Raw genomic sequence first — 12929 nt, forward strand, 5'->3', positions numbered from 1 at the left:
GGTACAGTTGGCGCAGTACATCAGCGGGGTGTAGCCGAGAGGGAGGGCCATGTGGTACTGGCTATTCAAGTACGTGCTCCTCGGCCCGTTGCTGTCACTGCTGGGGCGGCCGAAAGTTGAAGGCCTAGAACACGTTCCGAGCTCCGGGCCGGCGATACTGGCAAGCAATCACCTGGCCGTGATGGACAGCTTCTATCTTCCGCTGGTGGTGCGGCGCCGAATCACCTTCCTGGCCAAGTCGGAATATTTCACCGGCACCGGTTTGAAGGGGTGGTTCCAGCGGTGGTTCTTCACCGCCGTCGGGCAGGTGCCGATCGACCGGACCGACGCCGACAGCGCCCGGGCCGCGCTGACCACCGCGCAACAGGTGCTGGGTGAGGGCAAGCTGCTGGGCATGTATCCCGAAGGCACGCGGTCCCCGGACGGCCGGCTCTACAAGGGCAAGACGGGGCTGGCGCGGCTGGCGCTGCAGACCGGGGTCCCGGTGATCCCGGTCGCGATGATCGGCACCAACGTCGTCAACCCGCCCGGGACCAACATGTTGCGGTTCGGCCGGGTCACGGTTCGCTTCGGCAAGCCGATGGACTTCTCGCGCTTCGACGGGCTGGCCGGCAACCGCTTCATCGAGCGGGCCGTCACCGACGAGGTGATCTACGAGCTGATGGGGCTGTCCGGGCAGGAATACGTCGACATCTACGCGGCCAGCCTGAAAAAGGGCGGTGACGCGGCCGACGGTGAGGCCGCGCGGATTCCCGAGACCGCGGCCGGTTAACCGACGGCGGTAGCCGGCGCCAGCGGCTCCGGCGCGGCCTCCCGCGAAACGCCGCGGGCGGTCACGGTGACGCCGGCCGCGACGATGACCGCCAGCGCCCACCACACGTACGACATCCCGGCGAGTTGGCGCCACCACACCGCGCTCGCCTCGTGATGCTTGGGCAGCAGGTCGATCGGCGTCCACCTCATCAGCGCCACCCCCACGGCGCTGACGACCATCAGCAGTGCGTTGCGGCGCCGCCAGCCCAAGACGGCCGTCACCAGCACCGCGGGCAGCACCCACACCCAGTGGTGCGACCACGACACCGGCGAGACCACCAGCCCGAACAAGGCGACGCAGACCAGCGCGAGCGTGGGCTCGCCGGCGCGCAGCACCCGGCGCATCGCCCACACCGTCGCCGCCAGCACGAGCAGGGACGCCGCCACCCACAGCAGGAAGCGCTCCTGCTGTCCCAGCCCCAGCCGGGCCAGGGCGCCGGCGATGTTCTGGTCGGTGTTCAACGACGCCGAACCGATCCGGTCGGTGTGATGCACGGTGTGCGTCCAGTACTCCCAGGAGTCGTTCCAGGCCAGCACGAAACCCAGCAGCGTCGCCCCAGCGAACGAGGCCAGCGCGGTCAACGCCGCACGGTGATCGCGGCGCAGCAGGAAATAGAGCAGGAAAACCGCCGGCGTCAGCTTCAGCGCCATGCCCACCCCCAGCAGCAGCCCGCGCGGCCACGGCGTGCGGCGCGGCACGCAGTCAGCGATCACCAGCGTCATCAGCACCACGTTGATCTGGCCGAAGGCGAAGTTCGAGCTGATGGGTTCCAGCCAGACCGTCGCGGCCGCGGCGGCGACGACGGCCAGCCACCACCGGCGCAGCCAGGCCGGGCCGGGCAGCACGGCCGACGCGCTCCAGACGTCGAGCCGGGTCAGCACGATCACGGTCGACACGACCAGCAAAACCAGCGTCAGGGCGGTGATCGCGACACTGGCGGCCGGCATGTGCATCCAGGCGAACGGGCAGAACACGATGGCGGCCAGCGGCGGATAGGTGAACGGCAGATCGACGATCGGCGTGTGGAACAACACGTCGCCGCGGTACAGCGGGCGGCCGTCCATCCAGGCCCGGGCGCCCATCTGATAGACGTCGATGTCGATGCGATACGGGATGTGCCCGAACAGCTGCCACGCCGCGTAACCCAGCCCCGCCGCGGCCGCCAGCCAAGCCGCGCCCCACACCAGCGCCCGCCCGGGGGCACGCTTACCTGAGAAGCCCGCCCCGGGCGCCTGCCGTGTACTCATGTCGCACAACAGCGTAATGGGTGCCCGCGCCCGGACACCCCTGGTGCAGCGCGGCTCCCACGGCCGCGGCGCGGGGAGGCGTAGGTTTCAAGGGTGCTCCACTCGTTCGTGGACGAGATGTCCCGATGGTTCGAACATGACATTCACGACCGGGGCCACCTGCCACTGTTGTGCTGCCTGGTGGCCTTCATCCTGACGTTTTTCGTCACGCGGACGTTCGTGCGGTTGATCCGGCACCGCGTCGAAAACGGCCGGCCCACCAAGTGGTGGCACCCGCGCAACGTCCACGTCGGGGGAGTGCACATCCACCACGTCACGTTCGGGGTGGTCCTCACGTTGCTCTCCGGGCTGACGCTGGTGACCCTGTCGATCGACGGGCACGAGCCCCAGTTCATGATGGCCGCCACGTTTTTCGGGATCGGGGCCGCCCTGGTCCTCGACGAGTACGCGTTGATCCTGCACCTGTCCGACGTCTACTGGTCCGAGGACGGCCGCACCTCGGTCGATGCGGTCTTTGCCGCGGTCGCGGTGGCCGGGCTGCTGATGATGGGCCTGCACCCGCTGATGTTCTTCCTGCCGATCTGGCACGACGCCAACTCGTGGGCGCTGCGCGCCGTGGTGGGGGGCGCCATGGCGTTGACGCTGCCGCTGGCCGTCGTGGTGGTGCTCAAGGGCAAGGTCTGGACCGGCCTGCTGGGCATGTTCCTGGTCATCTTGCTGGTGATCGGGGCGGTCCGGCTGTCGCGCCCGCACGCGCCCTGGGCCCGCTGGCGGTACGCCACGCAGCCGGACAAGATGCGCCGCGCGCTGCAGCGCGAACGGCGGCTGCGCCGCCCGGTGGTGCGGGCCAAGCTCTACCTGCAGTGCGCCATCGCGGGCACGCCGCGGTTTCCGGATCAACGTGCGGTGGACGCCAGGTTGGACGACGAGGTTCATCCCGCCCCGGCGCCCACCGGTCCGATCCTGATCAGCAGATAATCTCCCTTCGTGCGGTACTTCTACGACACCGAATTCATCGAGGACGGCCGCACCATCGAGCTCATCTCGATCGGGGTGGCCGCCGAGGACGGCCGCGAGTACTACGCGGTGTCCACGGAATTCGATCCCGAGCGCGCCGGCCCGTGGGTGCGCGCCAACGTGCTGCCCAAGCTGCCGCCCCCGGCGTCGCAGGTGTGGCGCTCACGCAGGCGGATCCGCGAGGACCTGGAGGAGTTCTTCGGCGTCAATTCCGGGCGGGCGGCCGCTGAGCCGATCGAACTGTGGGCGTGGGTGGCGGCCTACGACCACGTCGCCCTGTGCCAGTTGTGGGGCCCGATGCCGGACCTGCCGCGGGCCATCCCGCGTTTCACCCGCGAGCTGCGGCAACTCTGGGAAGACCGGGGCAGCCCCCGGATGCCCCCGCGGTCGCCCGATGCCCACGACGCGTTGGTCGACGCCCGCGATCAGCTCCGCCGCTTCCGGTTGATCACGGCGGGAGACTAAGACGGCCGCGCTCGACGGCGTTCACGCTGATCAACCCTGACCGGGGGCGTCCGCGACCCGGTTACGATGGACCGATGAACTGGACCGTCGACATCCCGATCGACCAGCTGCCGCCGCTGCCGCCGCTGCCGACCGATCTGCGGGCGCGATTGGACGCCGCGCTGGCCAAGCCGGCCGCCCAGCAACCCAGCTGGCCCGCCGATCAGGCGTCGGCGATGCGCACGGTCCTCGAGAGCGTGCCGCCGGTCACGGTGCCGATGGAGATCGTGCGGCTACAGGAGCAGCTCGCCCAGGTGGCCAGGGGTGAGGCGTTCCTGCTGCAGGGCGGTGACTGCGCGGAAACGTTCACCGAGAACACCGAACCCCACATCCGCGGCAACGTGCGCACCCTGCTGCAGATGGCGGTGGTGCTGACCTACGGCTCGAGCATGCCGGTGGTCAAGGTGGCCCGCATCGCGGGGCAGTACGCCAAACCGCGATCGGCCGACATCGACGCGCTGGGGTTGAAGTCCTACCGCGGCGACATGATCAACGGCTTCGCCCCGGACGCCGCGGTGCGCGAGCATGATCCGTCGCGATTGGTGCGCGCCTACGCCAATGCCAGCGCGGCGATGAATCTGGTTCGTGCGCTGACGTCGTCGGGGTTGGCGTCGCTGCATCTGGTCCACGACTGGAACCGCGAGTTCGTCCGGACCTCGCCGGCGGGCGCCCGCTACACGGCGCTGGCCACCGAGATCGATCGCGGCCTGCGCTTCATGAGCGCGTGCGGGGTGGCCGACCGCAACCTGCAGACCGCCGAAATCTACGCCAGCCACGAGGCTTTGGTGCTCGACTACGAGCGGTCGATGCTGCGGCTGTCCGAGAACGACAGCGGCGAGCCCCAGCTGTACGACCTGTCGGCGCACACCGTGTGGATCGGCGAGCGGACCCGCCAGCTCGACGGGGCGCACATCGCCTTCGCGGAGGTGATCGCCAACCCGATCGGCGTCAAGATCGGCCCGACGATCACCCCGGAGTTGGCCGTCGAATACGTCGAGCGGCTCGACCCGCACAACAAGCCCGGCCGGCTGACACTGGTGAGCAGGATGGGCAACAACAAGGTGCGCGATCTGCTGCCCCCGATCGTGGAGAAGGTCCAGGCCACCGGTCACCAGGTGATCTGGCAGTGCGACCCGATGCACGGCAACACCCACGAGTCGTCCAACGGGTACAAGACCCGCCACTTCGACCGCATCGTCGACGAGGTGCAGGGCTTCTTCGAGGTGCACCGCGCGCTGGGCACCCATCCCGGCGGCATCCACGTCGAGATCACCGGGGAGAACGTCACCGAGTGTCTTGGTGGGGCGCAAGACATTTCGGACACCGACCTGGTCGGCCGCTACGAGACCGCGTGCGACCCACGGCTGAACACCCAACAGTCGCTGGAGTTGGCCTTCCTGGTCGCCGAGATGCTGCGCGACTGAGCGCGCCTACAGCAGCCCGTTGAGGTTGCTTCCGACGGTCCACGCCGCGGTCGCCACCAGGCCGGTCAACGCCAGCACCAGCGCCACCCACACCAGCACCATGCGCCGATTGTGCTGGCGGGTCCACACGAATTCGCTGATCGGGATGCCCGCGAATTCGCCTGCGACAGGCTCATATTCGTAGTCATCGTCGTCCTCGTCGGGTTCGTCGACGGCCGCGGCCGGGCGCTGCGGGCGCGGCCAATCCTCGGGGCCCCGGGTCAGTTGGCGGGTGGGCTGGCGCACCGGGGCGGGCCCGGGCTGCTGCGCGGTGGCCGGGCGCTGGCCCATCCGGCTGTGCTGCAGCGCGGCCGAGCGGTGCTGCGCGGAGTTGCGTGGCGCCGGCACGGAGAAGTCCGGCAGCGCAAGCTCATCGGCGATCGCGTCGAGATCGGCACCCATCTCGGTCGCGTCGGCGTACCGGTCGGCCGGGTCGCGGGCCGTCGCCCGCTGCACGAACTGGTCGAACTGCACGGGCACACCGTCGATGGACGCGCTGGGCGCCGGCACGTCGGTGTCCAGCCGCCGGTAAGCGATCGACAGCGCCGAGTCGCCGGTGAAGGGGGTGTGCCCGGTCAACAGCTCGTAGGCGAGGATGCCCGCGGAGTATACGTCGCTGCGCGGGCTCGCGTCGCCGTCGCGCACCTGCTCGGGCGACAGATACGCCGCGGTGCCCAAAATCACACTGGTAGAGGTGATTCCGGCGGCGGCGACGGCGCGGACCAACCCGAAGTCGGCGATCTTCACCTCGCCGTCGTCGGAGATCAACACGTTCTCCGGCTTGACGTCGCGATGCACCAGACCGGCGCGGTGCGCGGCGGCCAACCCGCCGAGCACCGGACGAAGCACCGCCGCCACGGCGTAGGGCGGCATGGGTCCGCGCTCGCCCAGCAGCTCGCGCAGGGTGCCGCCCTCGATGAGCTCCATCACCAGAAACGGGTGCCGAGCGTCGGAGCCCTGGTCGTAGACCGCGACCAGCCCGGGATCCTTCAGGCGTGCGACGGTGCGGGCCTCGCGCTGGAAGCGGGTGAGGAACTGCTCGTCGCCCGCGTAGCGAGAATCCATCACCTTCACGGCGACGGGACGGTCGAGCCGGGTGTCGAGACCGCGGTACACCGTCGAGGTGCCGCCGCTGGCGATCTTCGCCTGGATCAGGTAGCGGCCGTCCAGCAACGCGTTGTCCAACGGGTCCGCCGTCCCGGCCTCCGCCGGCGGACGATGCGGACCGGCCCGGCCGGGCGGATGAGCTTGGGCCACGGGGCCATCGTAGGTGCGGCGCCATGATTGGGCGGAAGAACACGGGCTCACGGCGCGTATCAAGGCTTACACTTGCGCGGATGAGCAGTATTCCTGCCGGCGACGATGTGCTAGATCCCGACGAGCCGATCTACGACCTCCCGCGGGTCGCCGAATTGCTTAAAATCCCGGTAACCAAGGTCCACCAACAGCTCCGCGATGGCCATCTGGTCGCGGTCCGGCGCGGCGAGGGCGTGGTGGTGCCGCAGGTGTTCTTCACCCAGTCCGGTGAGGTGGTCAAGAGCCTGCCGGGATTGTTGACGATCCTGCACGACGGCGGCTACCACGACACCGAGATCGTGCGCTGGCTGTTCACCCCCGACCCGTCGCTGACGGTGACCCGCGACGGCACCAAGGACGCCATCAGCAATGCCCGCCCCGTCGACGCGCTGCATGCCCACCAGGCCCGCGAAGTCGTGCGCCGGGCGCAGGCGATGGCCTACTGAGCCGGTGCGGCGACCTCGGCCGGGCCGGTCCGAGGGCGGGGTGTCCGGTACAGGGTGTACCAGGCGATCAGCGCGACGGCGGTGGCCAGCGAGAAGTGCAGCCACGAGTACATCCCATGCGAGCCATCGGGTTTGAAGATCACCATCACCCAGGTCGACGCGCCGCCGATGATCGCCACCGCCCGTCGTGACTGGGCCAGGGGAGCCACGATCGCCAGCGGCCACGAGTAGTACCAGGGCAACGCGGCCGGGACGAACAGCACCACGATCAGCATCGAGTACGCCATGCCGGTGAGCGCGGCCCGGTCATCACGCCGGAACCGCCACCACAACAGCGGCAGCGAGACCGCGATGATCGCGATGCCGACCAGCCGGGTGACCCGCAGGAGCGGATAGAAGCTCACGGGAAACAGCCCGCTGCCGATCGCGTGGATCAGGTTGGCCGCCGCGGTCGGCACGGTCAGCCAGTTGATGATCTTCACCGAACCGGCCAGCGCGGTCAGCCATCCCAGCCCCACGCCGGCCACCGCGGACAGGATCGCGAACACCACCGCGAAGACCAGCAGCGACGCCGCCGCGGCCGCGAGAAGCGCTCGCGCGGAACGATATCCCCGCCGGTCGCGCAGATCCCGCGCCCACACCCACACCAGGAAGGGCAGCGCGATGCCGGCGGTGGCTTTGACCGCGATGGCGACCGTGATCAGCGCGGTGCCCGCGACGTGGCGACCGCCGAACGTCAGCGCGATGCCGGCGGCCATCAGGCCCACCATCAGCATCTCGTTGTGCACGCCGCCCATCAGGTGGATGAGCACCAGCGGGTTGAGCACGCAGATCCACAGCGCCGTCGAGGGGTCGGCGCCCAGGTGCCGCGCCACTCGCGGAGTGGCCCAGATCAACAGCGCCAAACCGGGCAGCATGCACAGCCGCAGCAACATGGTGCCCGCCACCACGTTGTTGCCGACGAGGACGGTGATCAGCTTCGCCACCAGGATGAACGCCGGACCGTAGGGGGCGGTCGTGATCGACCAGATGGGACTGACGTTGTCCAACAAGATGTTTGGATTGGCGACCGGGCCGACGGCGTAGGGGTCCAGGCCGTCGCGCAGCAGTGCGCCCTGCGCCAGATACGAATAGGTGTCCCGGCTGAAGACGGGCACCGACACCAGCAGCGGCGCCAGCCAGAATCCGGTGGTGGTCTTCATGACGAACTCGGTCGCGTCGCCGGCCAGCACGCGGCGGCCCAGGCCCAGCCAGGCGATCAGCATGAGGCCGACGCCGGTCCACAGCACGATCGACGACAGCACCAGGCCGTGGCCAAAACGCAGCCAGGACATGTGAATCGACTCGAGCAGCGGGTCGTGCTGGCGGGTGCTGCCCGCGCCCAGCCCGCCCAGGGTGATCAGCACCGACCCCAGCAGGCCCAGTTTGGCCGGCCGCGATTCGTCGGCCGCCACGAACGCCCTCAGCTGGGAAAACCGTTCGCCGCGAGGGGGTTTGGCTGCCGGCGCGTCGTCGGCCGGGGTGTCGGTCGGAGTCGTCATCGGTTCAGGCGGACCGGTTCGTGGCGATCTTGGCCAATTCGGACAGCCCGGCTTTGGCCGCGGTGTTGATGGGGGCGGCGGCCAGCGTCGCCAGCGCCCGCTGGGTCAGCGTGGCGATGCGTTGTTCGGCCGCGGCCAGGGCACCCACCGACTCGATGACCTCACGCAGCCGATCCACTTGCGCGTCGGTCAGCTGGGCGCCGATCGAGGTCCGTAATAGGTTGGCCGCCACCGGGTCTGACGTCTCCGCCAACTCCACCGCCTCGGCCAGCAGCACGGTGCGCTTGCCGGATCGCAGGTCGTCCCCGGACGGCTTGCCGGTCACCGCGGGGTCACCGAAGACGCCCAGGACGTCGTCGCGCAGCTGGAACGCCACCCCGAGGTCCGTGCCGAACTGGCTGAAGATGTCGTGGACGTCGGGTCGGTCGGCGGCGGCGGCCACGCCGAGCTGCAGCGGGCGCGACACGGTGTAGCAGGCGGTTTTGAAGGTGTCGACGTTCATCGCCGACGCGATCGAGGCGGCGGCGCTGGCTTCGGCGACGATGTCGAGGTACTGCCCGCCGAGCACCTCGGTGCGGATGTTGGCCCACACCCGGCGGATGCGGCGCTGGGCCTGCGGCGTCAGGTCGACACCGAAGACGATGTCGTCGGCCCAGGCCAGGGCGAGGTCACCGAGCAGGATGGCGGCCGACGCGCCGAACCGCTCGGGCGAGCCCTGCCAGCCCCGGTCGCGATGCAGGGTCGCGAACTGGACGTGGGTGGTCGGCCGTCCCCGCCGGGTGGAGGAGTCGTCGATCACGTCGTCGTGCACCAGCGCGCAGGCGTGCAGCAGCTCGAGCGAGGAAAACAGCAGCAGCACTTGCTCGTCGGGTTCGTCGGTGGCCACGGCGCGCCACCCCCAGTAGGCGAACGCGGGGCGTAGCCGCTTCCCGCCGCCCAGCACGAAATCTTCGAGCGCGGCGATCAGGCCGTTGTAGTCGTCGCCGATGTAGGCGGTCTCGGCGCGCCGCTCGTCCAGATACCGCCGCAACTGTTCGGTGATGGCGCCGGTCAACTCGACGGTTGCCGCCGCTGCTGTGGCTTTGACGCTCAGCGCGGCGCCCCTTTCTGCTCGGCTGGCTGGGTGTTCCAGGCCCGACCAGTGTATTCGTCGCGCGGCCCGGGGTGGGTCCCGCGTGAGGTCGCCGGGCGCACCCAGTTGCTTCGACTGCCTCACTAACCCGCCCCTATGCTTGCGGGTGCGCTGGGGCTCGCGCGGATGCTGCGCGGCCAAGAGACGCCCCGGGCCCATAGTCGTCGGACGGAGAGAAGCCGCGTGACCCTCAACACCATTGCGCTCGAACTGGTGCCACCAAACGCCGACGAAGGTCGGGAGCGGGCACTCGAAGAGGCGCACAAAGTGGTGCGGCATTCGGCCGAGGCCGGTTTGGACGGCCGGATCCGGCACGTGATGATCCCCGGGATCATCGCCGAGGACGACGACCGTCCCATTCAGATGAAGCCCAAGCTGGATGTGCTCGACTTCTGGTCGGTGGTCAAGCCGGAACTGACCGGGATCAGGGGCTTGTGCACGCAGGTCACCGCGTTCATGGACGAGCCGTCGCTGCGGGGCCGGCTGACCGAGTTGTCCTCGGCCGGAATGGAAGGCGTGGTGTTCGTCGGCGTGCCGCGCACCATGAACGACGGCGAGGGCTCCGGCGTCGCCCCGACCGACGCCCTGTCGATCTATCGCGAGCTGGTGACCAACCGCGGGGTGATCCTGATCCCCACCCGCGACGGCGAACAGGGCCGGTTCAACTTCAAGTGCGACCAGGGCGCCACCTACGGGATGACCCAGTTGCTGTATTCCGACGCGATCGTGGGGTTCCTGAGCGAGTTCGCCAGGCAAACCGATCACCGGCCCGAGATCCTGCTGTCCTTCGGTTTCGTGCCGAAGATGGAAAGCCGCGTCGGACTGATCAACTGGCTCATCCAGGACCCGGGCAACGCCGCGGTCGCCGCCGAGCAGGAGTTCGTCCGCAAGCTCGCCGAATGCGAGCCCCCGCAGAAGCGTCAGCTGATGGTCGACCTCTACAAGCGCGTCATCGACGGGGTGGCCGACCTCGGTTTCCCGCTGAGCATCCATCTCGAGGCGACCTACGGGATCTCCGGTCCCGCGTTCCAGACCTTCGCGGAGATGCTCGCGTACTGGTCACCCACCCAGCAGGGTTAGCGCGGCGAGGCTAGGTGGGCGGCGGCTGGTCGCGCGGCGCGGTGAGCCGCGGTGAGCGGTCCCGGCCGACCCACGCCAGCAGCCCCACCACGCCGGCGGCCGCGAAGGACGCGATGCCCAGCCACACCACGGCGCCGGTGAAGGAACGGGTGTTGGGGTCGGTGTAGCGGGCCTGGGCGGTCATGGTGCTCACCACGCCCGGCTTGAGCTTCCAGGACACCACGTCGGGCTCGACCCGGTCGCCGTTGGTGGAGGTGACCACCCCCGGAAAGGCGACCGTCAGCTCGACGTCCGCCTCCGAATCGGTCAGCGACGTCAGATCCGCGCGGCCCTCCAGGATCACCAGGTTGCCGTTGCGGCGCAGCGACAGGTTGACGCCGGAGGCGTCGGAGTTCATGTTGGCCAGCTGCGGCAGCTCGGCGAACGTCAGATCGGAGAACACCGCCTGGGAGCCGACGTAGCCGTCGCTGTCGTAGTTCGACACCGCCACCTTCTGGCTGAACGGCAGGTTGTTGCTGTCGAGCTGGGGGCCGGTGTCCTTGGGGGTCTTGGGTTTCGCGGCGGCGACGATCTCCCCGGAGACCAGGTCGTCGGGGGAGACGGTGAGCGAGGCCCGGACCCGCAGGCATCCGGTGGCCAGCGGCACCAGCAGCAGCAACATCGCGATGGCCAGCAGACGGCGCCGTCGGGCCCGGGGGGCTTTCACGCCGCGGCCGCGGGCTGGGGGAGAGCTGGCGCGCACCAGGTCATCGTGCCAGATCCGATGTGCCACTTGAACAAGGCCACTCCGGAGCGCGGGCGTCCGATGCGCGCCCGGTTCCGCGGTGTCACAGCGGTAGTTCGCGGCCCAGGATCGCAAACGCCCGCGGGTCGCCGGCGAAGTGGTAGCGGCGGATGACGTCGGTGAAGCCCAGCCGGCGGTACAGCCGCCAGGCGCGGTTGGGCTCGCCGTTGGTTTCCGGCGTCGACAGCAGCACGTTCTTTTCCGCGCGCCCGGCGAGCAGCCGCCGAGCCAGCGCCTCGCCGAGGCCGCGGCCCTGGGCGCGGGGATGAATGTGCAGCTCGGTCAACTCGAAATAGCTGTTCATCAGCCGGGCGATCTCGTGGGGCGGCGAGCCGCCGCGCTGCATGCCCAGCACCACCTGCTGCTGCCACCATTGGCCGGGCGCCCCGGGATAGCCGTAGGCCACGCCGAGCAGTGGGGCGCTGGTCAGATCCTCCGCCGAGGGCATCGGCGCGCCCTCGTCATCGGGCCCGTCGGCTTCGACGACCCCGGCGCCTTGCCAGCCACGGCGGCGGATGTGCTCGAGCCACATCGCGGCGCGCTGTTGCTCGGTGCCGCGCGGGTAGCGCATCGCATCGACGTACACCGTCAGGGCGTCGGTGAGGCGACGCTCCATGTCGTGGGGGAGCAGATCGATGAGGAATATCCCCAACTCGCGGTGCCCTCCTCATCCGGTGATCGGTCTCGTTCGATGCTGCGGCGTTCTGACCCGGCTGCTAAGAATCATTATCGGACCCCCACGGGCCGGCGCGACGAGCGGTCGTGGCACCGAACCAACGGACGCCCCCGGGTCGGGAAGCCGGTTGTAGCGCACGGGCGTTCCGGTCTGGCGGATTGCCGCGATCCGGCCGGGATAGAATCGGCGCGGAACCAGTGGTATGGGGCAGATTGACCTCGTATCATTCAATTAGTTGCCCGCGCAACGGGCATCGCGTGCTATCGATAGTCACGTGCCAAACTGTCGGCAAGGAGGGACGAATGCCACTCTCCGATCATGAGCAGCGAATGCTCGATCAGATCGAGAGCGCTCTCTACGCCGAAGACCCCAAATTCGCGTCAAGCGTCCGCGGCGGGGGCTTTCGCGCGCCCACGGCCCGCCGGCGCCTGCAGGGAGTGGCGCTGTTCGTCGTCGGCCTGGCGATGCTGGTGTCGGGGGTGGCGTTCAAGGCCACCTGGATCGGCGGCAGCGTCCCCATTCTCAGCATTTTCGGGTTCATCGTCATGTTCGGCGGCGTGGTGTTCGGCATCACCGGTCCCCGATTGTCAGGCAGGCCAGACCATTCCGGCTCCGCGCCCACCTCGCTGCGCCAGCGCCGCAACAAGGGCGGGGGCTCCTTCACCAGTCGCATGGAGGATCGGTTCCGCCGCCGCTTCGACGACTGAGCGCCGACCCACCCGCACGGGGTAGCCGCTGGCTGCCCCGTTTTGCATTTCTCCCGCGTCGTCCGCGCCTCGCGCCGCCCCGGCCGTCATCGTCGCAGCTTCCGGCCGGCTGACTGACGCCGCGCAACCGTCGATACCGTTTTGCGCCCCAACCGAGCCCTAGCCGACGCGCGGGCCGGCGGTTAATCCCCACCGGGCCCCACTAGAGTTCCCCACTACGCC

General features: G+C 69.3%; 13 protein-coding genes. 7 read left to right on the forward strand and 6 right to left on the reverse strand.

Features of this window, described 5'->3' with window-relative positions; genetic code table 11:
* The first annotated feature begins 49 nt into the window (after positions 1–49).
* A complete protein-coding gene (locus P6281_RS11195) occupies positions 50–772 on the forward strand; it encodes a lysophospholipid acyltransferase family protein (protein WP_008256099.1) in 723 nt (240 codons plus the stop codon).
* Here P6281_RS11195 and P6281_RS11200 read toward each other — a convergent pair.
* Positions 769–2061: a glycosyltransferase 87 family protein gene (locus P6281_RS11200; protein WP_193375232.1), complete on the reverse strand. Its 1293-nt coding sequence runs from the start codon at positions 2059–2061 to the stop codon at positions 769–771. The genes P6281_RS11195 and P6281_RS11200 overlap by 4 nt on opposite strands.
* 117 nt (positions 2062–2178) lie before the next feature.
* Between P6281_RS11200 and P6281_RS11205 the strand changes: the two genes are divergently transcribed.
* From P6281_RS11205 to P6281_RS11215, 3 genes are all read left to right on the forward strand, one after another.
* Positions 2179–3039, forward strand: a complete 861-nt coding sequence (locus tag P6281_RS11205; protein WP_172417573.1) for a hypothetical protein — start codon at positions 2179–2181, stop codon at positions 3037–3039.
* 9 nt (positions 3040–3048) lie between these two features.
* Positions 3049–3543, forward strand: coding sequence for a polyadenylate-specific 3'-exoribonuclease AS (locus tag P6281_RS11210; RefSeq protein WP_008256110.1), 495 nt, complete (start codon positions 3049–3051; stop codon positions 3541–3543).
* Between the two features lie 74 nt (positions 3544–3617).
* Complete coding sequence (locus P6281_RS11215; RefSeq protein WP_008256111.1) at positions 3618–5006, forward strand: class II 3-deoxy-7-phosphoheptulonate synthase; 1389 nt, start codon at positions 3618–3620, stop codon at positions 5004–5006.
* A gap of 6 nt (positions 5007–5012) precedes the next feature.
* Here the strand turns inward: P6281_RS11215 and P6281_RS11220 are convergent, their stop codons facing one another.
* Entirely contained in the window at positions 5013–6302 is a 1290-nt protein-coding gene (locus tag P6281_RS11220; protein WP_008256112.1) for a protein kinase domain-containing protein, read from the reverse strand.
* Positions 6303–6382: 80 nt separating this feature from the next.
* On the opposite strand from P6281_RS11220, the gene P6281_RS11225 reads away from it, so the two are divergent.
* A complete protein-coding gene (locus P6281_RS11225; RefSeq protein WP_008256113.1) occupies positions 6383–6787 on the forward strand; it encodes an Rv2175c family DNA-binding protein in 405 nt (134 codons plus the stop codon).
* Here the strand turns inward: P6281_RS11225 and P6281_RS11230 are convergent.
* Positions 6781–8328: an alpha-(1->6)-mannopyranosyltransferase A gene (locus tag P6281_RS11230; RefSeq protein ID WP_008256114.1), complete on the reverse strand. Its 1548-nt coding sequence runs from the start codon at positions 8326–8328 to the stop codon at positions 6781–6783. The genes P6281_RS11225 and P6281_RS11230 overlap by 7 nt on opposite strands.
* Positions 8329–8332: 4 nt before the next feature.
* Positions 8333–9382 (reverse strand): bifunctional (2E,6E)-farnesyl/geranyl diphosphate synthase, encoded by a 1050-nt coding sequence (gene idsA2, locus P6281_RS11235; RefSeq protein ID WP_008256115.1) that lies wholly within the window; start codon positions 9380–9382, stop codon positions 8333–8335.
* 261 nt (positions 9383–9643) lie between these two features.
* Between idsA2 and P6281_RS11240 the strand changes: the two genes are divergently transcribed.
* Complete coding sequence (locus P6281_RS11240; RefSeq protein WP_008256116.1) at positions 9644–10540, forward strand: mycobacterial-type methylenetetrahydrofolate reductase; 897 nt, start codon at positions 9644–9646, stop codon at positions 10538–10540.
* A gap of 10 nt (positions 10541–10550) precedes the next feature.
* Here P6281_RS11240 and P6281_RS11245 read toward each other — a convergent pair whose 3' ends face one another.
* Together P6281_RS11245 and P6281_RS11250 are read right to left on the reverse strand one after the other, a co-directional pair.
* Positions 10551–11201 carry an LppM family (lipo)protein gene (locus tag P6281_RS11245; RefSeq protein ID WP_009953480.1) on the reverse strand — a complete coding sequence of 217 codons (651 nt, stop codon included), beginning with the start codon at positions 11199–11201 and terminating at the stop codon, positions 10551–10553.
* Between the two features lie 166 nt (positions 11202–11367).
* The gene (locus tag P6281_RS11250; protein WP_008256118.1) at positions 11368–11976 is read right to left on the reverse strand and encodes a GNAT family N-acetyltransferase; all 609 of its coding nucleotides are present in this window, start codon (positions 11974–11976) and stop codon (positions 11368–11370) included.
* Between the two features lie 326 nt (positions 11977–12302).
* Between P6281_RS11250 and P6281_RS11255 the strand changes: the two genes are divergently transcribed.
* The gene (locus P6281_RS11255) at positions 12303–12707 is read left to right on the forward strand and encodes a DUF3040 domain-containing protein (RefSeq protein WP_008256119.1); all 405 of its coding nucleotides are present in this window, start codon (positions 12303–12305) and stop codon (positions 12705–12707) included.
* The last annotated feature ends 222 nt before the right edge of the window (positions 12708–12929 follow it).

Source organism: Mycobacterium sp. 5-140-3-2 (genome assembly GCF_035666375.1).
Lineage (GTDB): Bacteria > Actinomycetota > Actinomycetes > Mycobacteriales > Mycobacteriaceae > Mycobacterium > Mycobacterium intracellulare.